Genomic DNA, 22407 nt, shown 5'->3' on the forward strand with positions numbered 1-22407 from the left:
CGGCCCCGGCGACGTGGCCCAAGCCACGAGCGGCCCGCGCCGTGGACGAAACGACGTGGCAGGAGATCGCACCGCCACGAAAGATGCCTCGCGCGGCGGGGCGAGGGCCGCCGGCGCAGCAGAGGGGAACATGGTTGTGGCCGTCAGCTCGGCAGTCGGCCGCTGGGCGTCAGCTCGGGAGTCGGCCGGCGGCCGCCGGGTGGCCGAAGCGTCGATATCACCGAATTGACGTGCTCCCTGCGCCCGGCGCGCTTGCGGCCATGACTCGCCGAGCGAACACCATCAGAAGAAAATCCCAGCCCCATCAAAAGAATAGGCACATTTGCCGGGTGCAATTCCACAAGATAACGCGCCACGTCAGCACGCCGGGAGGACACCATCATGCTAATTTACCGGCGGGGTCTTGGGACGGCATCTTAACACGAGGTTGGCGATGAAAAAGACGGCTGGGTGCGTGGCGGCGCTTGCGCTTGTGGGTGTGCTGGGCGGTTGTAGCGCGGAGAATCAGGGGAACAGCAGCAGCGGAGGAGACGCGTCATCGCAGGGGCAGGGCGCAGGCGGGCCCGGCGGGACCACCGCTGGGCCCAGCGGGACGGGCGGCTACGATGACAGCTTCGGCTCGGTCGATCCCACCGTCAGCAGCAGCGGTGTCGGCGGGAACCCCGGGGAGGACCAGGAGACCGGCAAGTCGTGCGACGGCAAGTTCACCGGCCGGGTGCGCGACTTCCAGGAGGCGCACCCCGACATGGAGCCGCAGGACGAGGGCAAGTGCATCAACTGCGACGATCACATGATCGTCACGGACACCCTCGGAGAGGACCTGAAGCCCGTCTATGCCGGCGGGGCCGAGGGCACCACGACCACGACCGGCAAGGAGAACTTCGACGTGTGGTTCCGCGACACCGAGGGCGTGAACATGCCGATGAACCTCACGCTGCAGTTCGAGGACCCCGAAGGCGACGGCGTGTGGACGTACAACAACCGGGAGTTCTTCCCGGTCGATGAGGCGCTGTTCGGCAACGAGGGGCGGCCGCACAACTACCATTTCACCTTCGAGATGCACATGGGCTTCCAGTACAAGGGCGGCGAACAGTTCACGTTCGCCGGCGACGACGACGTCTTCACGTACATCAACGGGAAGAAGGTGGTCGACCTCGGGGGCATCCACGCCGAGCAGCTCGAGGTCGTCGACCTCGACGAGCTCGGGCTCGAGATCGGGCAGACGTATCAGCTCGACTTCTTCTTCGCCGAGCGCCACGTGACCGACTCTCACTTCCGGATCGACACCTCGATCGAGTTCCTGAACTGCGGCATCCAGGTCAACTGACGCCGGCGGCGGGCGAGGCCGCGCGCCTGGCCCTCCCGTAGCGCCTCGTCGGGGTGCCCCCTCCCTGCGACGCTCGCGCGCGCGGCGATCAGTCAGAGCAGGCGAACTGCGGCGGAGCGCTCTCGAGCACGGCGCAGCGCGAACCGCACTCCTGGAAACAGTCCATGCAGTCGGCGTACGAGGCGGCCCGCTCGGGCGAGGTGACCTCGCCGACGTGCTCGGCGCACACCTCCCTCGCCTTCTCCGCGTCGTAGCCGCCGCAGCCGGACACGGCGCCCGCGACCGCGACGAGGGCGGCGACGAACAGCGAGCTCTTCCTGTCCTTGCTCATGCAGCTCCCTCTCATTCTGCGCAGGTGAACGTCTGCGGGCACGCCCCCGACGGCTCGCAGGCGTCGCCGCACTCCTCGTAGCAGCTCACGCACGCCTCGTGGCTCTCGTCGGTGGAGCAGGACGGCACCGCGTCGCGCAGCTGGGCACAGCGCTGCTGCGCCTCCTCCGTCGAGAGCCCCCCGCAGCCACCCGCGAGCGCGACCAGCGAGAGCAGCGCCGCGCCAATCCCCAGCCTTCGAGCCATCCAAGCCTCCCTTCGAGCCATCCAAGCCTATCCGAAGCGCCACGACAGGGCGCGGCTTTCCGCCGCGCGCGCTCAGCTGTCCGCCGGCCTCGGCACCGTGACGAGCCCGTAGGTCCCCGCGCCGCTCACCTGGATCCACGCGCGCAGCACCTGGATCGGCCGCCCCGCCCGCGCCACGGCGGCCACCGCGTCGCCGAGGTCGCGCGCGCACGCGGCGTGCAGGTCGTCGGTCGTCTCGTGGTCCTCGGCGGAGCGGCGGATCCAGACCGCGGTCGACGGCATCGCCGCGCCATCGTGCCTGTCCTGCCAGCGCCTGCCGACGAGGTGCGCCCGCAGGAGCTTCCTCGCTTCCGGGGGCGTGTCCGGGTGGAGCTCATACACCATCGTCGCGATGAACGACCTCATGCGCCCGAGCCTGCCGGAGCAGCGCGGGCCCGTCCAGCGCCGCGCGCCAGGAGTCCGGCGCCCCTTCCCGCGGTCGCTCGGCGCCGCTCCTGGCGCCGCCAGGCCGCCATTCGGCCTGCTCCTGCGCCTCCGTGTCGTCCCGCCGCTGCTCCAGCAGCCCCATGATCCGGAACATCGGCCCCGGCGAGGACACAGCCGTTGAACCCGCGTTCCTGTACAATACGCGAACGAGCATGACATCTTCCACCATCGTTGCCGTCGTTGGCGACGTGCATGGCGCCATGCACTCCATGGTCGAGCTGCTCGACGCCTGGGAGCACCGCCATCGCCGTCACATCGATTTCGTGTTGCAGGTCGGTGACTTCGAGCCACACCGCCACGAGGACGATCTGGCCACGGCCTCGCTCCCGCAGAAGTACCGGGATCTCGGTGATTTCTGGGCCTTCGACCAGGGCATGGCGAGCTTCGAGTGGCCGATCTACTTCATCGGCGGCAACCACGAGCCCTACGGGTTCCTCGATCAGTTCCCCAAAGGCGGCGAGCTCGCGCCGAACTGCTACTACCTCGGCCGCGTCGGTCGCGTCGAGGTCGCGGGCCTCAGGGTGGTGGGCCTGAGCGGCATCTACTCGGAAGGCGCGCTCGCATGGCGGCCGCCGCTGCGCGAGATCAAAAGTCAGAAGAAGAAGCTCTTCGCTTACTACACCGAAGACGAGGTGATGAAGGCCGCGAGCTACGGCAGCTGCGACATCCTCGTGTTGCACGAGTGGCCGCGCGGAGCGATCGAACCCGAGCAGGAAGCGGAGCTCGCGGGCATGCGCCGCGCGCACCGCCCCGAGCAGGTCGGCAGTGAGCTCGCGCGGCTGGTCGTCGATTCGCTGCGGCCCAAGCTCGTGGTCGCGGGCCACATGCACTGGCGGCACCGCTCGCGGATCGGCCCGAGCGCCTTCGCCGCGATGGGCCACATCGACACCGGCGAGGACGCGCTCGGGGTGTTCGAGGCACGCGCCGACGGCTCGATCGTGGAGCTCGTGTGAAGCTCGCTTTGCTCACGAGCAGAGCCCGGCGCTCCGCCCCGACATGTGCGCGCACCATGTCAACGGAGCGTCACTTCTCCAGGACGAAGGCATATCGCGTAAAAAGCTTTGTCTATCCCCTCTGGACCGAAGGCTCCAGCGTGCCAGTCGGACGAGCGAGCGGGCTCGCGCGGAGTTCATGCGAGCCCGGGCGGCGAAACGGTGGAATAGTGCCCCGCCCATGCCTCCAAGCGACCTCGACCCCCGGCGCATCCTGCCGATCGCGGACCGGCTCCACGCGGACCCCGGCTACGCCGGCCGCGGCGTCACCATCGCCTTCCTCGACGCCGGCTTTTACGCCCACCCGGACCTCACCACACCCCGGAACCGCGTCCTCGCCTACCACGACCTCTTCGCGCCCGAGGCGGGCCCCTCGGCGCTCGAGCACGGGGACGCCTCGTCGTGGCACGGCATGATGACCTCGGTGGTCGCCGCCGGGAACGGCGCGCTCTCCGACGGGCGCTTCCGCGGCCTCGCCTGGGAGGCGAACCTCGTGCTGGTCAAGGTCGGCTTCGCCCACCGCATCGTCCACGACGACATCCGGCGGGGCATCGAATGGGTGATCGCGCACCGCGAGCAGCACGGGATCCGTGTGCTCAACATCTCCTGCGGAGGCGATTACGAGGAGTCGTACCTGACCGGGAGCCTGTCGCGCGCCGCCGACGACGCGACCCGGCACGGCATCGTGGTCGTGGCCGCCGCGGGCAACGCAGGGCACGACCCGGGGCACCGCGTCCTGCCGCCGGCCAGCGCGCCGAGCGTCATCGCCGTCGGGGGGCTCGACGACGGCGGCGCAGGAGAGCAGACGTGGAACTACCACTCTTCGCACGGCCTCACCCTCGACGGGCTGCAGAAGCCGGAGATCATCGCGCCGGCGATCTGGCTGGCGGCGCCCATCCTGCCCGGGACGCCGACCGCGGCGCAGGCGCAGCTCCTCTCGCTGCTCGACCGCGCCCGGGACGAGGAGCTGCCCGGGCTGCTCGTCGAGCACGCGTGCGTCGATCCGGACCTCGACGCCATCGCCGGCCGCGAGCCGTACCTCGTCCGCCAGCTCGCGGCGGCCAAGCTGCGCGACCAGAAGGTGATCTCCGGCCATTACAAACACGTGGACGGGACGAGCTTCGCCGCGCCGATCGTGAGCAGCGTCGTGGCGCAGATGCTCGAGGCGAACCCGCGCCTCTCCCCGCAGCAATGCCGGCGCATCCTGATGAAGACCGCGCGCGGGCTGCCCGGCATCGCGCCGGAGCGCCAGGGCTTCGGCGTCGTGCAGCCCCGCGCCGCGGTGGCCGCCGCGCGCGCCGCCTGAGCGGGAGGCCCGGCGAGCGCGAGCGCCTGACCCGCCTCGCTCACTGCGGCACGGGGAGCGCCTTCTCGGCCCATTGCGGGATGTGGTTGCCCGTCGGATGGGCCATGTCGTCGTTCTGCCGGGGCATCCACACCGGCGCGAAGCTCGGGTCGCCGCCCTGCGCCCCGCCCGGCGCGAGCGTCACGGCCGCGAACCAGAGCTGCGGCGTGGTCGTCCCGTCGCTCGACCCGGCGAGGCGCAGGCCGTAGGGGCGCCGCGACGAGAACGCGATCCAGTACAGGTTCTTGCCACGGTAGGTGTCGTGGCTCGGCCCGAAGCGCGGCCACGAGTTCGCCCAGGTGTCATCGCCGTTCGCGCGCGCGAGATCGACGGGCGCGCCCCCCTCGACCGGGATGATCTGGAGTCGCGCGGAGTTGTCGTCATAGGTGTCGCACGGGTCGTTGCCGTAAGGCCCGTTGCCGGGCGGCCCGTCGCAGCGCGACGTGTTGAACACCACGAAGGCGCCGTCGTCCGAGATGGCAGGATAGTAATGGCTCCTGTCCTGCGCGCGCGGCACGAGGGCCCGCGGCGCCTCGAACGCGCCCGCCCCGTCCGAGCCCGCGATCAGGATCTGCGCGCCCCGGACCGTATCGCCGTAGAGCTCGTCGCCCGCGCCGTTCTCCCCCGGCTGCCACGCGACGAAGGCGAGGTGCTTGCCGTCCGGCGACCAGAACGGCTGCGTCAGCCGCTCGCCCTCGTCGGTCGTCGGCGCGAACAGATCGCCGAGCGCCTCGAGCGTCTCGTCGGCGCGGCGGAGCGTGAGCGCGCCGCGAAAGGCGTTGACCATGAGCTCGCCGTCCGGCGAGAACGTGGTCATCGTGGCGAATCCGGCGGCGTCGGTGTTGCGGAGGGCGATGATGTCCGCGGTCGCGACGTCCACCAGCGCGAACGAGGAGGGGCCGCTGCCGCCGAAGGTGAGCGCCATCTTGTCGCCGGCCTGCGCGAGGGAGTGGCAGCCCATGCAGGGCATCTCCTGCCCGTTCGCCAGCGGCGGCGACTGCTCGTTCTCCCAGAACAGCTCGGGCGGGCTCGCCGCGTCGTCGAGATCGTAGCGGTAGATGGCGGCCGACTGGAGCGTGGTCCCGTCGGTGCGCCAGTAGTACAGGCCGCCGGAGAGCGCCGCGCTCGCCCACCGGACGTCGATGGCCGCGCTCTCCCCGAGCTCGGCCCCGTCCTCGGCGGCGAGGCGGACGCGCGTCTCCATCACCTCGCCCTCGCTCGTGCGCACGAGCATCGGGACCAGCTCCGCGGGGAGCGCCATCGCGCACCCGCCTTCGTCCGGCAGCGGCTCGCAGGCGAAAACCAGCCTCAGATCGATGAAATCACCAGCGATTTCGATCTGGCCGACGCGCTGCCCGGCGCTGCCCTTGCGCACGTGGAGCTCGACCTCGCCGATGTTCGACGGGAAGAGCGCGCCGTCGAGGGGATAGGCGATCGCAGGAGCGCTCGCCGCCTCGGGCGCGCCGTCGAACGCGGCGCTCGCCGCCTCGGGCGCGCCGGGCAGCGCGAGCGTGCCGGCGAGCTTCACGGTGACGTCGGCGCTCGCCGTGAGGGGCCCGTCGGCGGCGATCACCCGGACGCGGCCGGGCGAGGCGGTCGTGAGCTCGCCGGCGTCCACGCGGGCGAAGAGGTCGCTGGTCCCCCAGCTGACCTGCGCCGTGACGTCGCGCTCGGAGCCGTCCTGGAAGCGGCCGATCGCCGCGAGCTGCACGGCGGCGGACTCGCCGTAGGCGAGCGCGACCGAGGCGGCGCCCGGCTCGACGCGCAGCGAGACGAGCCCCTCCACCGCGCCGCTGCCCGAGGAGCCGCCGCCGCCCTGCGCCCCGCCCGAGGGCGCGCCGGCGCCGTCGCCCGAGGAGCACGCCGCCGCGGAGGCCGCGATCGCCGTCGCCAGGGCGAGGAGGAGCGCCCCTCGATTCACCGTGCGCGGGCCCGCCCCCGCCGAGAACACGCGTGGCCTCATGATCTGACCTCCAGGTCGAGCTCCGGACAGGCAAGGTACCACGCCGGTCCGGCGGCCGGCTCGCCGGGCCTTCGAGCGCGAACGGTTGGAAGAGGGCCCGGAGCCCTGTTCGTCCACATCGCACGGAGCATCGCGGCGCGAGGCGCGCGCTGCATCCGAGGTGGGTGCGCGCCGTCGCCCGCCGGCCGACGCGACCGCGGTCATCAACAGGCAGACGCGGCCAGCCTGGGGGAATACCTTGCGTACCCCGCCGCCGGCCGGTAGCTTCCGGAGCGCCTCAAGGCTCGTTCGTCCTCGACCTCTGATCCGGCCGCCTGCTGCAACGTGGTTGCCTCGTCCGAACGTGGGGTGACGGCCGGTCGTCGGGGAGCGTTTTCGCGTGCGGCCCGCGGCACGATCCGGGCCGTTCGCGAGGGAAGCGGGGATCGTGCAACGGGATTGGCGGCAGACATGAGCAAGCGGCTTTATGTGGGGAACCTGGCGTTCCATTCGACGGAAGACAGCCTGCGCACCGCGTTCGAAGGGGCCGGCGTCGAGGTACTCTCGATTCAGTTGATGACAGACAGGATGACCGGGCAGTCGCGCGGGTTCGGGTTCGTCGAGGTGAGCGATGCCCAGGCGCAGGCGGCCATCAACGCGCTGCACGGCAAGGACCTCGACGGCCGTACCCTGACGGTCAACGAGGCGCGCGAGCGCACCGGCGGCCCCGGCGGCGGCGGCGGCGGCGGTGGCGGCTTCCGCGGGGGTGGCGGCGGCGGCGGCCGTGGAGGTGGCGGCGGCGGGCGCGGCGGTGGCCGCGGCGGCGGCGGGCGCGACCGCTGGTAGCGCTGCAAGATCGACCCCGACGGCGCGGTCAGCGCCGCGCGGGGCTTCTCGCCGCCTCGACCACGGGCGCCGGGGCGCGGAGCGCAGGGGGATCCCCCAGGAAATAAAGCAAGAAACGCCAGCGCGAAGGCGCGGCGACCCGCGCAGGAGCCCGGCCAGCGATGGCCGGACTCCTGGCCGGGTAGAACAGAGTTAGCTGGAGCGCTTCGCCCCGGGGCGGCGGAACGGCGCGCGGCCGGCGAAGACCTGGCCGTCGCCGAGCGCGTAGGAGATCCGGAGCAGCTGGTTGTACTTCGCGACGCGATCCGAGCGGGACGCGGAGCCGGTCTTGATCTGGCCCGCGTTCGTCGCGACCGCGAGGTCGGCGATGAACGTGTCCTCGGTCTCGCCCGAGCGGTGCGAGATGATCGACCGGTAGCCGCCCTCGGCCGCCTGGCGGATGCACTCGAGCGTCTCGGTGACCGTGCCGATCTGGTTCAGCTTGATGAGGATGGCGTTGGCGAGGCCGTCCTCGATGCCCTTCGCGAGGCGCGCGGGGTTCGTCACGAAGAGATCGTCGCCGACGAGCTGGACCTTCTTGCCGAGCCGCTCCGTGAGCAGGCGCCAGCCCTTCTCGTCGTTCTCGGCGACGCCATCCTCGATGGACACGATCGGGAACGCCTTGGCGAGCTCGTCGTAGATGGCGACGATCTCCTCGCGGGTCTTCTGCTGCTTGTCGAAGGTGTACCGCTCGGTCTTCGCGTCGTAGAACTCGCTGAGCGCCGAGTCGAGCGCGACGCCGACGTCCTCGCCCGGGCGGTGGCCGGCGGCCTCGATGGCGCGCACGACGTACTCGAGCGCCGCCCGGTTCGACGGGAGGCGCGGGGCGAAGCCGCCCTCGTCGCCGACGGCCGTGACCATGCCGTCCTTCTTGAGCAGGCCCCTCAGGGTGTGGAAGATCTCGGTGCCCGTGCGCAGCGCCTCGGCGAACGACTCGGCGCCGTAGGGGACGATCATGAACTCCTGGATCTCGAGGCCGTTGTCGGCGTGCACGCCGCCGTTCAGGATGTTCATGAGCGGCGTCGGAAGGACGCGCGCCGCGGCGCCGCCGAGGTAGCGCCAGAGCGGCAGGTCGACCGTGTCCGCGGCGGCGCGGGCGGCGGCCATCGAGACGGCGAGGATGGCGTTGGCGCCGAGCTTCGACTTGTTGGGGGAGCCGTCGGCCTGGATGAGCACCTTGTCGAGCTCGGCCTGGTCGAGCGCATCCATCCCGAGGACGGCCGGACCGAGGACGGTCTCGATGTTCTTCACCGCGGTGAGCACGCCCTTGCCGAGGAAGCGCTTCTTGTCGCCGTCCCTGAGTTCGACGGCCTCGTGCTCGCCGGTCGACGCGCCGCTCGGCACGGCCGCGCGGCCCGTGCCGCTCAGCGTGGTGACCTCGGCTTCGACGGTGGGGTTGCCGCGCGAATCGATGACTTCGCGCGCGATGACGCTCTGGATCTCCGACATGACCTCTCCTCAAGGGGATCGCCTTCGCGCGACCCCGGCTGCTCTCGAAGGGGGCTCGAGAAGCGGCCGGAGCATAGGCACGGCCCCCCCCGGATGTCGACGCTCCGGTGCACCCGCGGCGCGCGGCGCGGGATCCGGCGCGGACCGACGCGGACCGACGCGGACCGCCCGTCGACCTACGCGCGGCGCGCAAGGTGGACGCGCGCCCGGGTCGACGGTCGGTGCGCGCCTGGCGTAAGCTCGCGCCCGCGTGGAAACGTCCATCGGCGTCTTCGGTGAGGAGATGCTCCTCTGGCTCTGCATGCTCCGCCAGTCCCCGCGGCGGCCGCCGGCCGATCACGTGCTGCGGCAGGCGAACCTGCTGCTCGAGGAGCTGAAGGGGTCCAGGCTCGCGCAGGGGATGCCGATCGCGTCGGTCGACGACGGGATGTTCGCGATCGCCGCGTGCGCGGACGAGTTCGCGATGTCGCTGCCGGACCTGCGGCCGGTCTGGGCGCAGCGCCCGCTCCAGGCGTCGCGGTGGACGACCAACAACGCGGGCGTCGAGTTCTTCGAGCGGCTGGAGCGCGTCCGGAAGGGCCCGCTCCCGGTCATGGCGACGTACGCGTGCGTGCTCGGGCTCGGCTTCCGCGGGCGCTACGGGCTGCCGGGGCAGAACACCGACGAGCTGCTGCGGATCCGCCGCGAGCTGTCGCTCAAGCTCGGCGTGGATCCGGATCGGGACTGGAAGGGCGGGGTGCTCAAGCCGGTGCAGGTCGAGGGCGTCGCGGTGCAGCACCTCCCCACCCAGTCGTTCTGGCGGTCCGTCCTCGTCGGGCGGGCGCTGGCGTCGCTCGTCGCGATCGCCGGCGCGCTCGCGCTCGCGTGGACGATCGCCCAAAGGGTCCGATGAGCGGCTCCTTCGTTTACGAGCTGGCGAGCGTCCACACGCTGGTCGAGCAGGCGAACCTGGGCAACGACCAGGGGATCTACGCGGTCCCCTGCTACCTGGTGCTCGGCGAGCCCGGATCGGGCCGCTCCACGGTGATCCGCTCGATGAACCTGACGTGGCCCGTGAGCGGCGGGCAGCTCCCGATCGGCGTGCCCGGGGCGCGGTGCTCTTACTGGCTGGCGAAGGAGGCGCTCTTCATCGAGCCGGAGGCGTCGGTGCTCGGACCGCGGCGGGAGCCGGCCGAGCTCTCGCGGCTCTGCGACGAGCTGCGCCGCTCGCGGGAGCGCGAGCCGATCGACGGCATCCTGCTCGTCCTGAGCATCGCGGAGTTCGTCGAGCTCGACGAGCAGGGGCTCGACGCGTACGCGAACCGCATCCGCGCGTACCTCGTCGAGGTCGGCCGGGCGCTGCGCGCCGACGTGCCGACGTACGTGGTGCTGTCGCGCTACGACACGCTCTGGGGCTTCGCCGAGGTGTTCCAGTGGACCGCCGAGCGCGGGCGCGAGGAGCCGTGGGGCTTCACGCTCCCGCTCGAGACGAGCCCGGACCACGCCGGGCCGCGGATCCTCCAGGAGCTCGAGGGGCTGAACGCGCGGCTGGAGTCGACTTGCCTTGCGCGGGTGAGCTCGGAGGACGCGCCCGAGGCGCGGACGCGGGCGTTCCAGCACCTGGCCGAGGTGCGGGCGCTGATGCCGCGGCTGCAGCAGCTGTTCGGGGTGATCGCGATGGCGAACGCGTTCGAGCGGGCGCCGTGGCTCCGCGCGGTGGCGATCGGCAGCGCGATGCCCGGCATGGGGGACCGGCTCCGCGCGGGGGTGACGCGGTTCATGAACATGGGGCTGGCGCAGCCGCCGAACGTGGCGGTCGCGATGCGGCCGGGGGGGCTGCCGATCCACGCGACCCTGAGGGCCGTCGTGCTGCCGGAGCGGGACATCGTGCCGCTCCGGCAGCGGTGGCGGGACGACCGGTTCACGCTGCTCTGCTTCGTGGGCGGGCTCTTGCTGCTGCTCGCGGCGGGGCTCACCGAGATCATCCTGCGCTACGCGATGTGAGCGGGCGCCGAGGGCGGCCCCGCCGGCCCCGGCCGTCCAGTTGACATGGCAACTCGTGGGCTCAAACGCCCCCGAGATGCAGGGCTCGTCGGAGGCATGGAATCGACCTGCTGCCCAGGAGGCTCGCTCCGTCGAGCCTGGGCGCGCGCGCTCGGTGCGTCCAGGCGCAGCCCAGCTCAGGGGGTATCACGTCACCGCGAAGACCGGCGAGGGCCCGGGCTCCACCACGTATCGAGCCCATCGGGACGCCGACGGCATCGACGTGGCGATCAGGGTGCTGCACACCGATTACGCCCGCGCCGGCGATATCATGCGCTTCAGGCACGCCTACCGCGCGATACGGCAGGTCGACTCGGCGAGGGTCGTCAAGGTGTACGCCGTCGAGGAGCACGAGGACGGCCTGGCGCTCGTCACCGAGTATTTTCCGGGCGCCCCGCTGTCCGCGAGGACGGCCTGCAAGCTGGGCGTCCGCGCGTCGCTGGACGTCTTGATCCCCGTGGCCGAGGCCCTGGCCGACATCCATCGCCATGGCCTCATCCATGGCGACGTGAGGCCTCCGAACATCCTGCTCGGAGAGGACGGTCAGGTGAAGCTCACGGGCTTCGGCGTGGAGTCCATCGTGACGCGCGAGAAGGAGGAGATCTATTGCCGCCGCGTCCTCTCGAAGGTGCTCCCCTATACATCGCCGGAGCAGACCGGCCGCATGAACCGGAGCGTGGATTACCGCACCGACATGTACTCGTTCGGCGTCGTCCTCTACGAGATGCTCGCGGGGCGAAGGCCGTTCGAGGCGCTCGACCCCCTCGAGCTGATGCACGCCCACATCGCCGTGACGCCCGTCGCCCCCTCGGAGCTCGACCCGGAGGTGCCCGACGCGCTCTCCGCCGTCACGATGAAGCTCCTCAGCAAGAACGCCGAGGACCGCTACCAGTGCGCCGAGGGGCTGAGGGCCGATCTGGAGGAGATCCGAGCGCGATGGCAGCGCGGCGGCCAGATAGGAGCGTTCAGCCCTGGCCGCCACGACAGGAGAGACCTCTTCCGGCTCCCCCAGAAGCTCTACGGCCGCGAAGGAGACATCCGGAAGCTCGTCGACGCGTTCGACGACGTGCTGCGGGGCAAGCGCACGATCGTCCTCGTCTCGGGCTATTCGGGCATCGGCAAGTCGTCGCTGGTCCAGGAGATCTTGAAGCCGCTGGTGCGCGAGAAGGGCTACTACATCAGCGGGAAGTACGATCAGGTCAACCGCGACACGCCCTACAGCGCCATCGTCCACGCGTTCGACACGCTCGTCAGGCAGCTCCTCTCCGAGAGCGAGGAGCGGATCACGCGGTGGCGGGACGCCATCCTGGGCGCCCTCGGGACCAATGGACAGGTGATCTGCGACGTCCTCCCGTCGCTCAAGCACCTCATCGGCGAGCAGCCGCCCGTCCCCGCGCTCGGCCCGGTCGAGGCCCAGAACCGCTTCATCCTCTACTTCCACAACTTCGTGTCCGTCTTCGCCCGGCACGCCCACCCGCTGGCCATCTTCCTCGACGATCTACAGTGGGTGGACTCGGCCAGCCTGAGCCTGCTCACGAGCGTCCTCGCGAGAGAGGACGTGGAGTCGCTCTTCTTCTGCGGCGCTTACCGCGACAACGAGGTGAGCCCGACCCACCCCTTCCTCGTCGCCCTGGAGCAGCTCACGAAGGGCGGCCTCGAGGCGCGCGACATCGTCCTCGCGCCCCTCGGCCTCGCGCACCTGATCGAGCTCATCAACGACAGCCTGCAGACAGGCGGCGGAGAGGCGCTCGCGGGCGCGATCCTGAAGAAGACCGGGGGCAACCCGTTCTTCGTGAAGCAGTTCATGCGGCACCTCTACGACACGAAGGCGCTGGTCTTCGATCCACCGGCGGGCTGGCGCTGGGACCTGCGCCAGATCGAGCGGCTGGAGTGCACCGATAACGTCCTGAGCCTCATGGCGGAGACCATCCGGCGCCTGCCGCAGGCGACGCAGCGGGTGCTCCGGCTGGCGTCGGCGATCGGCAACACGTTCGAGATGGATGTCCTGAACACCGTCAGCGAGCGGCCCCCCGACGAGACGTACGCGAGCCTCGACCACGCCCTCGCCGAGGGCCTGATCGTGAGCGCGGACGAGCAGGTTCGATTCGCGCACGACAAGATCCAGGAGGCCGCGTACTCGCTGATCCCGGAGGGAGACAGGCCGGCGTTTCACTACCGGATCGGGAAGCTCCTGCTCGGCAAGCCGCGCTCCGACGAGGGGCGCGATCTGTTCGACGTCGTCAATCACCTGAACAGCGCCGGCGGTCTGATCCGCGCGCCGGAAGAGCGCATGGAATCGGCCAGGCTCAACCTCCAGGCGGCCGGGCGCGCCCAGGAGTCGTCGGCCTTCACCGCGGCCCTCGGGTACCTGGAACATGGCATATCCATGCTGCCCGGAGACGCGTGGACCTCCAGGTACGAGCTGACCTTCACCTACCACACGAAGAAGGGGCTCCTGGAGTCGCTCTGCGGACGCCACGACGACGCGCTCTCCACCCTCTCGGGGACCTTCGAAAGAGCGGTGGGGCGCCTCCACAAGACGGAGGTGCGCCGCCTGAAGATGAACGTGGAGATCCTGAAGAACGACCTGCCCGCCGCCATGGAAGAGGGGCTCGCCGCGCTCGGGGCGTACGACATCCACCTGCCGCCTTATCCGGACGACGACGCGCTCATGGCCGAGATGGAGCGGACGATCGCGATGATCGGCGACCGCCCGATCGCGTCGCTCGTCGATCTGCCCGCGCTCGACGATCCCGAGATCGCCGCCCTGCAGGACGTGCTCCAGGAGATGTTCTCGCCGACCTACCAGCTCGGCACGAACAACTTCGGCATCACGGTGATGAAGGCGCTCCAGAACTCGCTGACCCATGGCATCTCGAGGAACTCGATCTACGCCTACGTGAACTTCGGGACGCTCCTGTGCGCCGGGCTCGACATCGAGAAGGGGTACGAGTTCGGCCGGGCGGCGGTCCGCCTGAACGAGCGCCACCCGGACGCGAAGTCCGAGTCCATGCTGTGCAACATGTGGGGAGCGTGGGTCCAGCACTGGATGGATACCTACGAGAGCTCGAAGGCGTCCCTGCGCAAGGGCGTCCACGCCGGCATGGAGACGGGGCAGTACATCTGGGCCTTCTACAATGCGTGCAACGCGAGCATGAACGGCCTCCTCCGGGGGGAGCACCTCCACGACGTCATCGAGGAGGCGACGCTGTATCTGCCGCTCTGCAAGCTCGACAAGTTCAACGCGATCACGTGGATCGTCGGGGCCGTCGGGCAGCTCTGCGAATACCTGAGCACGCCGGACGAGGGCGACTGGAAGCGCGGGGCGTGGGTCGACATCGACGCGGTCACCGAGGCCGCCCGCAGCATCGACAACCGGGCGTCGCTCTACTTCGTGAACGTCTTCAAGGTCCACGCCGGCGTGTTCCAGGGCGCGTACGAGGAGGTGGCCGAGATCTGGGGCTCGACCGATCCGGCCAGCCTCGGCATGCTCGCCGCGTGGCACGCGAGCCCTTGTTATCATTTCTACGGCGGGCTTTCGTTCTCACGGGCCGCGTGCGCCGCCGCCCCCGCGCTCAGGGCGGCGTACCTCGCGAGGCTCGGGGACTGCGCGCGCAAGGTGGAGTCGTGGGCGGCGCTCGGCCCGGAGAGCCACCGCCACCGCAGCTTGATCCTGAAGGCCGAGGTCGCCCGGAGCGAGCGGCGAGAGGGCGCGGGCGCCCTCTACGACCAGGGGATCGCGGCCGCGCGGGAGGGCCATTTCCTGCACGACGAGGCGCTGGCCAACGAGCTCTGCGCTCGACACTACCTCGACCTGGGCAGGGCGTTCGTCGCGCGCGCCTACATGACCGAGGCGCACAGGCTCTATGCGCGCTGGGGCGCCGTGCGGCCGATGCTGCGCCTCGAGAGGGACTTTCCTCACGCGCTCGGGCCGGAGGCGCTGCGCAGGCGGACCGACCTCGCGCGGGACGGAGGCGCCGACGTCCGCGGCGCCGCCGTGGGTCGCGGCGCTCGCCCGGGGCTCGACTTCATGACCATGCTCAGGGCCTCGCAGGCGGTGTCTGGCGAGCTGAACCTCGACCGGGTGATCGAGGCCCTGCTGACGATCGCGGTCGAGCACGCGGGCGCCGAGCGGGGGCTGCTGATCCGCGCGTCCAGCGCCTCGCACGCCGCGCACGACGTCGAGGCCGAGGTCGTCACCCGGCGCGGCCGGGTCGAGGTCACCCTTCGCCAGACGCCCGTCACCTCGAGCGATCTCCCCACCGCCATCCTCCAGTACGTCATCCGCACGCGAGAGAGCGTGATCCTGGACGACGCCGCCGTGCCTAACCTGTACTCGGAAGACGCCTACGTGCGCGGGCGGCGCCCCCGCTCCGTGCTCTGCCTCCCCCTGGTGAAGCAGGGCACGCTGGTCGGCGTGCTCTACCTGGAGAACAACCTGACCCCGCGCGCCTTCACCGCGGATCGGATCGAGGTGCTGGAGCTCCTGGCCTCCCAGTCCGCCATCTCGCTGGAGAACGCGCGCCTCTACACCCAGCTCCAGCAAGAGAACGGCGAGCGCAGGCGGGCGGAGCTGGCGCTGCGGGAGAGAGAGGCGCGCATCCGGCGCCTGGTGGACTCCAACATCATCGGGATCGCCGTCTGGGACCTCGACGGCAGGGTCATCGACGCGAACGACGCGCTCCTGTGCATGCTCGGCTACAGCCGTGAAGATCTGACCTCGGGGAACATCCGCTGGGCAGATCTCACGCCGCCGGAGTTCAAGGAGACGACCCAGCGGACGCTCGAACATGTCCGCATGACAGGTGAATTCAGGCCGCTGGAGAAGGAGTATTTCCGAAAGGACGGCGGCCGCGTCCCGGTGGTGATCGGCGGCGCGCGGTTCGAGGGGTCGGAGAGCCAGGGGGTGGCGTTCGTCCTCGACGTGACCGAGCGCAAGCAGGCGGAGGAGCGCCAGAAGCTCCTGATGAACGAGCTGAACCATCGGGTGAAGAACACGCTGGCGATCGTCCAGGCGATCGCCGTGCAGACGCTCCGCATGGCGGACTCGCCCAAGGCCTTCACGAGCGCCTTCCTGGCCCGGTTGCTCGCCCTGTCCCAGACCCACAACCTCCTGAACCAGACCGCGTGGCAGGGCGCCGACCTCCACGACGTCGTCCGCTCCGAGCTGGCGCCGCACGCCAGCGGCGACGCCGAGCGCGTCCGCATGGTCGGCCAGGACGTGCGCCTCCGCCCGGAGGCGGCGGTGACGCTCGGCATGGTCTTTCACGAGCTGGCGAGCAACGCGGCCAAGTACGGAGCGTTATCGCAGCCGTCCGGCCACGTCGCGGTCACATGGGACGTGATCACCCAGGCGCACGAGCGCCTGCTCCACCTGGAATGGCAGGAGACGGACGGGCCGCCTGTCCGGCCGCCGCGCCGCAAGGGCTTCGGCTCACGCCTGATCGAGCGCGATCTCGGGCGCCAGCTCGCCACGGAGGTGCGCCTCGACTACCTGCCTGGCGGCGTACGTTGCGTGATGGACCTGCCCCTCGAGCGCGTGGGCGTAGGATGAACCCGGTCCCAGGAGGCGAACGTGGGCTGGAGGGGCTGCGTGTCCTCATCGTCGAGGACGAGCCCATGATCGCCTCGTCCCTCGAGGACGCCCTGACCGACCTCGGCTGTGTGGTGATCGGCCCGGCGCTGAACATGAAGGACGCGACGCGCCTGGCCCGCGCCGCCGAGATCGACGGGGCGAGCCTGGACGTCAACATCGCCGGCGAGAAGGTCTATCCGGTGGCCGACATCCTGAGCGAGCGAGGCATCCCGTTCGTCTTCCTGACCGGATATGGCAAAGCTGGGTTGCGCGAGTCCGATCTCAGCCGTCCGGTGCTGCAGAAGCCGTGCAGTCTGGAGCGCTTCGAGGAGATCCTGGCGGGGTGGCGGTGAGCGATTCCACCGGGCTCCCGGGCGCAGCGGTGCCTGCGCGAGCTCGGCCCGGCGCGCGCTGCCGAGGACGGCGCGCCCGTGTGGCGCTCCGCGCCGGCCTGCGCGGCGCGCCATGGCGGACACGGCCAGCGGGCGCGGCGTCGACAGGCCACGTCATCTACGTTGGTTCACGCTCGCGACACGGCACCACACTTGCAAGTCCGGCGTTGGCAACGTTCGCAAGAAAGGAGGTTCTCATGGCGGAACAGCAGCGTCAGCCGACAGGCCAGGACGTGTCCGTGAGCAAGTCGCAGCAAGGCAAGCCCGGCAGCCAGGCGACAGGTCAGACCCCTTCCCAGGGGGCCGGCGGTCAGTCCACCGGGCTGCAGCGTCAGCAGGGCGGCGGCCAGATGGGGCGGTACGGCGCGGCAGGCGGCGTCTTCAACCCGTTCGCGATGATGAGCCGGATGATGGAGGACATGGATCGCATGTTCGACGACTTCGGCTTCGGAGGGTTGCTCTCGCCGTTCAGGCAGGGCCGCGCGATGGGTGAGCCTGGTGGCGGCCGGGGTCTCTCGTCCCTCGCGGGCGGCCTCTGGTCGCCGCGCATCGAGCTGGGCGAGCGCAACGGTCAGCTCGTGGTCAAGGCCGATCTCCCCGGCGTCACCAAGGACGACATCCGGGTGGAGCTCCGCGACGACACCCTGATCATCGAGGGCGAGCGCCGGCAGGAGCAGCAGGAGCAGCGCGAGGGGGTGAGCTACACCGAGCGCAGCTACGGGTCGTTCACGCGCGCCATCCCGCTGCCCGAGGGCGTGCAGGCCGACGACGTGGACGCGAGGTTCGAGAACGGCGTCCTCGAGGTCTGTCTGAAGCTGCCGCAGCAGCAGCAGCGCGGCCGCTCGGTCGAGATCAAGAGCGGCGGGCCCTCGCAGGGGACGAGCGCTGGCGGCGGCCAGATGTCCGAGAAGAGCCGGCCCAGCTAGCCGATCGCGATCTGGGGCCCACCGGGGCGGCGGCGCGCCGTCGCCCCGGTGTCGCCCGGCGGAGGAGGTCAATCGTCGACCGAGCGCGACCCGCAGGCGCGCGCCCCGGCCACGCCGCGCGGCGGCCCTACTTTGCGTCGCGCGGCGCGCCGCCCCCGGGCGCCGCCTCGCGCCCTCCGAGGATCGCGAGCTCGGTCTCGATCCACCGGTCGAGCTCGCCCTGCAGGCTGAACAGCGCCAGATCGAACTCCCGCCCGTTGATGACGATGAACGGCGTCCCCGAGAGCCCGGCGCGGTCGGCCTCGGCCTTGTCGCGCGCGACCACCCGGGCGGCGGGCTCGCCCGCCATGTCGGCGCGGAACCGGGCCATGTCGAGGCCGACCTTCTGCGCGTAGCCGAGCAGGTCTTTCTCCTCGAGCCGCTGCTGGTTCTCGAACAGGAGGCGCTCCATCGGCCAGTAGCGGCCCTGGCGGTGCGCCGCGATGGCCGCGCGCGCCGCGGCGTCGGCGTGCGGGTGCGATCGCAGCGGATACACCTTGTGGATCAGCCTGACGTACGGCGCGTGGCGCTCGACCACCTCGTCGATGTGCGGGACCGCGCGCCCGCAGGAAGGGCACTCGAAGTCCGACCACACGACGATCTGGATCGACGCGCGCTCCGGCCCGCGAGAGGGCGAGTCGGCGAGGTCGATCTGCTTCACGTTCGGACCGAACCTCACGCCGTACGCGGCCTGGGCCTCCGCGCCGCTCGCGCCGCCGCGGATCTTGTCGGCGAGGAGCTGCGCGGCGGGCGCGCAGGCCGCGCAGGCGCGCGACTCGCGGACGCACTGCGCGAGCGACACCGCCTGATCGGGGCACGGCGCGTAGAGCTGCGAGACGAGCTGCCACCAGGTATCGCGCTCGCGGCGGACGAGCTCGGCCGTGTCCACGCCGGGCAGCTGCTCCGGCGCGCCGCCGGGCGCGTCGAGCAGCGGCGCGCCCGAGGAGCTGCCCGGGGGCCCGGGGAGCGGGACCGCGGGGGAATCGGCGAACTGGGGTTCCTGCCGCTCCGCGCCGCCGCAACCCGGGAGCGCGGCGAGCGCGAGGAGCGCGGCGAGCGCGAGCCGTCGTGCACCTGATCTCGGAATGAACACGCGCGGATGCTACACCCCCGCCGCAGCCGGGCCAGGCCGAAGCGCCGCCCGAGGCGCGCGCCCGGCGCCGCCCCCTCAGAAGGCGCCACGGAGGCCGAAGGTGGTGCCGCCCGGCGCGAGGGCGACGTGCGGCGCCAGCCGGAGCCGCGGCGGGCGGAGGCGGATGTACTCGTAGGTCTCGGCCGCCGTGGGCTGCTCCTCGTACTCGAGGAGCGCGACGTCGAGGATGTTGGCCGTGATCAGCCCGAGGCCGCTGCCGATGTACATGCCCCCGAGCGCGCCCCAGTCGCGGGCGTCCGAGGCGAGGCCGATGGCCACGCCGATCAGGCCGCCGCCGAGCGTGCAACCGGCGTTGAGGCCGAGGCTGACGAAGCCCATGCCGAGGTGGCCGTTGGCCCAGTGGGTGACCGGGCCGCCGAGCGTGACGGAGCCGGCGGCCATCCAGCCGAACACCTCGTTCTCCGTGGTGGCAGCGAGGGGCCCGAGCACGACGGTCCCGCTGAGCACGAGGAGGTGCTGCCAGCCGTACCAGGTGCGCTTCGGCTCGGCTCGCTCGCGACCAGGAGCGCTCCCGGGCTGCCAGGGACCCGGGCTCGTCGTCCACCGCGCGGGCGCCTGGGGAGCTCCGGTCGACGCAACCCCGGCTGGTGGCGCGCCTTCGTCGCCTGGCGCCGTCGGCGGCTGAAGGGGCGCTGCCGCGGCGCCGCCCGGAGCCGGCGCAGGCGGCGCCGCAGCCGGACCGCTCGGCGGCGCAGCGGGCGCAGGTGAGACCCCGGACGCAGGCTGCATGGCGCTCGCCGGTGCCACCGTGAGCACCACGGCCGTTGCGCAGACGATCCGCAGCCCATCGCGAAGCATGCCTGTCATCCGGCGATACTCGCCTCGTTCTTTCTGCGCTCGCAACCTCTTTTGCTTCCTTCTATTCGGCCGCTGCGCTCGAATCCTGCGCCGCATTCCTGCGATCGGCGATGGATGGTTGCTCGGCGGCGCGCGCCGTCAGACCCAGCGCCGCGTCGACCGGGCGTAGGTCTCGTAGGCAGCGCCGAACCGGGCGCGCAGCCGCCGCTCCTCGAACGCGATGTACCAGCGGTCGACGATCATGACGAAGACCGCCGCGAGCAGGAACGACGTCGCCGCGCCGCTCAACGCCGCCATGCCCGCGGCCGCGAGGCCCATCCCGAGGTACATCGGATTCCTGGACCACCGGAACAGCCCGCCGGTCACGAGCCGCGTGGGCTCGGCAAAGGTGTTGATCTCCGTCGCGGCCCGCGCGAACTGCGCCCGAGCCGCGACCGCCATGACGACGCCGATCGCCAGCGGCAAGGCGCCGAGCCAGCGAGTCGACGCCGGGAGCACCGGCGGGAACGGCAGCACGGCGTGAGTCAGCCACATGACCGCCACCACGAGGAGGAGCAGGACCGGCGGGAGCAGATTGCGCGAGGGTGCGTTCGAGGTGATCATGCCCCACCAGTCTAGCGACAGGGCAAAACGCGGAGACTCGCGTTCGGGAGAGACGATGAAGCGCCCAGAAAAGCCGCGCAAAGAGCCTCGCCAGGAGCGCTCGCGCTTCCTCGTGGAGACCATCGTCGAGGCCGCGGCTCGCGTTTTCGACGCGCACGGCTACGACGGGGCGAACACGAACCAGGTCGCCAAGGTCGCAGGGGTGAGCGTCGGGTCGGTGTACCAGTACTTCCCGAACAAGGACGCCCTCGTCACCGCGCTGCACGAGCGCCACGTGCGCCACATGCTGCGGCTCGTCGAGCAGGTGGACGCGGCGGCCGACGGCGTCTCGCTGCGCGGAGCGACGGAGGCGCTCGTCGAGAGGAGCCTCGAGCTCCACCGGTCGGAGCCGCGGCTGCAACGGCTCCTCCACGCCGATCTCCCGACGCTGGAGCAACAGCGCACGCTGAGCGCGGCCAGCCGGGCGGTCGTCGATTGCACCCGGCGGCTGCTGTCGCGCCACGGTTCGGAGATCGTCCAGCCGGATCTCGATCTCGCCACCTACGTTGTCCTGCGCATGTTCGAGGAGCTCGTCCACGCAGCGGCCCTCGATCCGCCCGCGGGCGTCGACGACGGCGCGCTCCGGCGGGCGATCACCGACGCGCTCATGGGCTATCTCACCGTCGGCGCAACCTCAACGCGGGCGGCGAGCCCCGCGGACCGACCATAGACGCGATGCCCCTTCCTCGCGGCGCGGACGCGGGAGCCACGCGGGACGCCAGCCTGTACAGCGACGATCCGTCCGGTGGACGACCGGCCCGCGACAACTTGCCGCATATTCCGCGCACGGCAGCCGTGCCACAGGTCGTGCGCCGGGCAGCCAGCAAGGGGGCCCTGCGCGTTCCTTCGGAGGCACGACGACCACCATGACCCAATCGCCGAGATCCACCTTGCTTGCGCTGGCGCTCGCCAGCTTCACCGCCTTTGCTCCAGGCTGCGGCGACGACGACGCTGTGACGCCGGCTGGGTCCGGCGGCGGCGGCGGCGAGTCTCCCGCCGGGACCGGCGGCTCCGGCGGCGAGGAGCCCGCCGTGACCGGCTCTGGCGCCGGCGGCGGCGGCGAGCCCGTGGATGACGAGGACAGCGACCACGACAGGGACGGCTTCACCCCGCGCGAGGGCGACTGCGACGACTTCAACAACACCGTCCACCCCGACGCCGAGGAGCGCAATCTCGATAACGTCGACTCGAACTGCGACAAGTCCGACGCGCCGGTCAAGACGCTCGTATGGAACGCTGGCCCGGAGCCCGACCTGGTGGACGCGATCGACCTCATGGACGAGGACGGCGACGGCCAGATCTCGCTCGCCGAGTTCGCCGCGGCGTGCGCCAGGTCCGCGTCGCTGACGGGCCCCGCGCGCCCCGGCGTGGTCCAGATCAATTCATCCTGCAGCCACTCGAACAGCTGCCGCGGCATGGTCTACCAGTCCTGGAACGAGCTTTACGAGCATACCTGCCGCGCCATGAACGGATGCTCGGGCTGGAGCTGCGTGGAGACCGCCGAGGATCAGGATCGAGACGGCCCCGCGGCGTTCAAGGCGGCGACGTGCGACCACTGCCACTCCGGCTCGGCGGGCTCGTTCGGCGTGAAGGTGCGGCCCACCGAGGACATGGCCACCTACGTCGCCGAGTTCTGGGAGCGCCGCTCGGATCTTTACCTGCAGTCCATCATCGCGTTCGGGATCGACGGCGTCCACCCCGAAGGCTACGCCTACTCGAACATGCCCGGCTCCTACCACCTGCTCTCGCTCGCTGAGATCGATCGGCTGATCGCCTACCTGCGCACCCTGACGCCCGAGGGCAAAAGCTTCGACCCGATGGCGCCAGCCGACCCCATCGAGCCGAGCAACTGAGCCGC

The 22407-nt window shown here is 71.1% G+C and carries 19 protein-coding genes; 11 read left to right on the forward strand and 8 right to left on the reverse strand.

The annotated features are described in order from the left end of the window. Nucleotides 1-433 precede the first annotated feature (433 nt). Nucleotides 434-1327 (forward strand): fibro-slime domain-containing protein, encoded by an 894-nt coding sequence (locus WME82_RS41305; protein WP_438039797.1) that lies wholly within the window; start codon nt 434-436, stop codon nt 1325-1327. An 88-nt stretch (nt 1328-1415) separates the two neighbouring features. Here the strand turns inward: WME82_RS41305 and WME82_RS41310 are convergent, their stop codons facing one another. From WME82_RS41310 to WME82_RS41320, 3 genes are all read right to left on the reverse strand, one after another. Continuing rightward, entirely contained in the window at nt 1416-1658 is a 243-nt protein-coding gene (locus WME82_RS41310; protein ID WP_437853752.1) for a hypothetical protein, read from the reverse strand. A gap of 11 nt (nt 1659-1669) precedes the next feature. Beyond that, entirely contained in the window at nt 1670-1903 is a 234-nt protein-coding gene (locus tag WME82_RS41315) for a hypothetical protein (protein ID WP_437742039.1), read from the reverse strand. Between the two features lie 72 nt (nt 1904-1975). After that, nucleotides 1976-2308 carry a hypothetical protein gene (locus WME82_RS41320; protein WP_438039798.1) on the reverse strand — a complete coding sequence of 111 codons (333 nt, stop codon included), beginning with the start codon at nt 2306-2308 and terminating at the stop codon, nt 1976-1978. Between the two features lie 161 nt (nt 2309-2469). Here WME82_RS41320 and WME82_RS41325 point away from each other — a divergent pair, with 161 nt between their 5' ends. Together WME82_RS41325 and WME82_RS41330 are read left to right on the forward strand one after the other, a co-directional pair. Then, nucleotides 2470-3342 (forward strand): metallophosphoesterase, encoded by an 873-nt coding sequence (locus tag WME82_RS41325; protein ID WP_438039799.1) that lies wholly within the window; start codon nt 2470-2472, stop codon nt 3340-3342. A gap of 220 nt (nt 3343-3562) precedes the next feature. Further along, entirely contained in the window at nt 3563-4687 is a 1125-nt protein-coding gene (locus WME82_RS41330; protein ID WP_438039800.1) for a S8 family serine peptidase, read from the forward strand. A 40-nt stretch (nt 4688-4727) separates the two neighbouring features. Here WME82_RS41330 and WME82_RS41335 read toward each other — a convergent pair whose 3' ends face one another. Further along, nucleotides 4728-6689, reverse strand: a complete 1962-nt coding sequence (locus WME82_RS41335) for a hypothetical protein (RefSeq protein ID WP_438039801.1) — start codon at nt 6687-6689, stop codon at nt 4728-4730. Between the two features lie 450 nt (nt 6690-7139). Between WME82_RS41335 and WME82_RS41340 the strand changes: the two genes are divergently transcribed. After that, on the forward strand, nt 7140-7514 hold the full coding sequence (locus tag WME82_RS41340; protein WP_437325517.1) for an RNA recognition motif domain-containing protein: 375 nt from the start codon (nt 7140-7142) through the stop codon (nt 7512-7514). 192 nt (nt 7515-7706) lie between these two features. On the opposite strand, the gene eno is transcribed toward WME82_RS41340, so the two are convergent. Continuing rightward, nucleotides 7707-9002, reverse strand: a complete 1296-nt coding sequence (gene eno, locus WME82_RS41345; protein WP_437295560.1) for a phosphopyruvate hydratase — start codon at nt 9000-9002, stop codon at nt 7707-7709. A gap of 250 nt (nt 9003-9252) precedes the next feature. Between eno and WME82_RS41350 the strand changes: the two genes are divergently transcribed. The 5 genes from WME82_RS41350 (at nt 9253) to WME82_RS41370 (ending at nt 17917) form a co-directional block, all read left to right on the forward strand. After that, nucleotides 9253-9894, forward strand: coding sequence for a DotU family type IV/VI secretion system protein (locus WME82_RS41350; RefSeq protein ID WP_437742043.1), 642 nt, complete (start codon nt 9253-9255; stop codon nt 9892-9894). Further along, nucleotides 9891-10985 carry a type VI secretion system protein gene (locus WME82_RS41355; protein ID WP_437742044.1) on the forward strand — a complete coding sequence of 365 codons (1095 nt, stop codon included), beginning with the start codon at nt 9891-9893 and terminating at the stop codon, nt 10983-10985. The genes WME82_RS41350 and WME82_RS41355 overlap by 4 nt, the downstream gene beginning before the upstream one ends. 154 nt (nt 10986-11139) lie before the next feature. Then, nucleotides 11140-16578 (forward strand): AAA family ATPase, encoded by a 5439-nt coding sequence (locus tag WME82_RS41360; protein ID WP_438039802.1) that lies wholly within the window; start codon nt 11140-11142, stop codon nt 16576-16578. A 65-nt stretch (nt 16579-16643) separates the two neighbouring features. After that, nucleotides 16644-16952: a response regulator gene (locus WME82_RS41365; RefSeq protein WP_437742046.1), complete on the forward strand. Its 309-nt coding sequence runs from the start codon at nt 16644-16646 to the stop codon at nt 16950-16952. A gap of 236 nt (nt 16953-17188) precedes the next feature. After that, complete coding sequence (locus tag WME82_RS41370) at nt 17189-17917, forward strand: Hsp20/alpha crystallin family protein (protein ID WP_438039803.1); 729 nt, start codon at nt 17189-17191, stop codon at nt 17915-17917. 127 nt (nt 17918-18044) lie between these two features. Here the strand turns inward: WME82_RS41370 and WME82_RS41375 are convergent, their stop codons facing one another. From WME82_RS41375 to WME82_RS41385, 3 genes are all read right to left on the reverse strand, one after another. After that, a complete protein-coding gene (locus tag WME82_RS41375) occupies nt 18045-19049 on the reverse strand; it encodes a DsbA family protein (RefSeq protein ID WP_438039804.1) in 1005 nt (334 codons plus the stop codon). A 75-nt stretch (nt 19050-19124) separates the two neighbouring features. Beyond that, nucleotides 19125-19916: a hypothetical protein gene (locus tag WME82_RS41380; protein ID WP_438039805.1), complete on the reverse strand. Its 792-nt coding sequence runs from the start codon at nt 19914-19916 to the stop codon at nt 19125-19127. Nucleotides 19917-20045: 129 nt separating this feature from the next. Continuing rightward, complete coding sequence (locus WME82_RS41385; RefSeq protein WP_438039806.1) at nt 20046-20510, reverse strand: methyltransferase family protein; 465 nt, start codon at nt 20508-20510, stop codon at nt 20046-20048. 55 nt (nt 20511-20565) lie between these two features. Between WME82_RS41385 and WME82_RS41390 the strand changes: the two genes are divergently transcribed. Then, complete coding sequence (locus tag WME82_RS41390) at nt 20566-21219, forward strand: TetR/AcrR family transcriptional regulator (protein ID WP_437853780.1); 654 nt, start codon at nt 20566-20568, stop codon at nt 21217-21219. A gap of 196 nt (nt 21220-21415) precedes the next feature. Continuing rightward, entirely contained in the window at nt 21416-22402 is a 987-nt protein-coding gene (locus tag WME82_RS41395; RefSeq protein ID WP_437742052.1) for a c-type cytochrome, read from the forward strand. Nucleotides 22403-22407 lie beyond the last annotated feature (5 nt).

Origin of the sequence: Sorangium sp. So ce128, assembly GCF_051525245.1 — a bacterium.
Lineage (GTDB): Bacteria > Myxococcota_A > Polyangia > Polyangiales > Polyangiaceae > Sorangium > Sorangium cellulosum_B.

Coding starts and splice junctions, on each gene's coding strand:
- WME82_RS41365 (WP_437742046.1), top strand. CDS start 16,644: ATGATCGCCTCGTCCCTCGAGGACGCCCTGACCGACCTCGGCTGTGTG.
- WME82_RS41315 (WP_437742039.1), bottom strand. CDS start 1,903: ATGGCTCGAAGGCTGGGGATTGGCGCGGCGCTGCTCTCGCTGGTCGCG.
- WME82_RS41305 (WP_438039797.1), top strand. CDS start 434: ATGAAAAAGACGGCTGGGTGCGTGGCGGCGCTTGCGCTTGTGGGTGTG.
- WME82_RS41380 (WP_438039805.1), bottom strand. CDS start 19,916: ATGACAGGCATGCTTCGCGATGGGCTGCGGATCGTCTGCGCAACGGCC.
- WME82_RS41330 (WP_438039800.1), top strand. CDS start 3,563: ATGCCTCCAAGCGACCTCGACCCCCGGCGCATCCTGCCGATCGCGGAC.
- WME82_RS41355 (WP_437742044.1), top strand. CDS start 9,891: ATGAGCGGCTCCTTCGTTTACGAGCTGGCGAGCGTCCACACGCTGGTC.
- WME82_RS41370 (WP_438039803.1), top strand. CDS start 17,189: ATGGCGGAACAGCAGCGTCAGCCGACAGGCCAGGACGTGTCCGTGAGC.
- WME82_RS41395 (WP_437742052.1), top strand. CDS start 21,416: ATGACCCAATCGCCGAGATCCACCTTGCTTGCGCTGGCGCTCGCCAGC.
- WME82_RS41325 (WP_438039799.1), top strand. CDS start 2,470: ATGATCCGGAACATCGGCCCCGGCGAGGACACAGCCGTTGAACCCGCG.
- eno (WP_437295560.1), bottom strand. CDS start 9,002: ATGTCGGAGATCCAGAGCGTCATCGCGCGCGAAGTCATCGATTCGCGC.
- WME82_RS41320 (WP_438039798.1), bottom strand. CDS start 2,308: ATGAGGTCGTTCATCGCGACGATGGTGTATGAGCTCCACCCGGACACG.
- WME82_RS41310 (WP_437853752.1), bottom strand. CDS start 1,658: ATGAGCAAGGACAGGAAGAGCTCGCTGTTCGTCGCCGCCCTCGTCGCG.
- WME82_RS41385 (WP_438039806.1), bottom strand. CDS start 20,510: ATGATCACCTCGAACGCACCCTCGCGCAATCTGCTCCCGCCGGTCCTG.
- WME82_RS41390 (WP_437853780.1), top strand. CDS start 20,566: ATGAAGCGCCCAGAAAAGCCGCGCAAAGAGCCTCGCCAGGAGCGCTCG.
- WME82_RS41335 (WP_438039801.1), bottom strand. CDS start 6,689: ATGAGGCCACGCGTGTTCTCGGCGGGGGCGGGCCCGCGCACGGTGAAT.
- WME82_RS41340 (WP_437325517.1), top strand. CDS start 7,140: ATGAGCAAGCGGCTTTATGTGGGGAACCTGGCGTTCCATTCGACGGAA.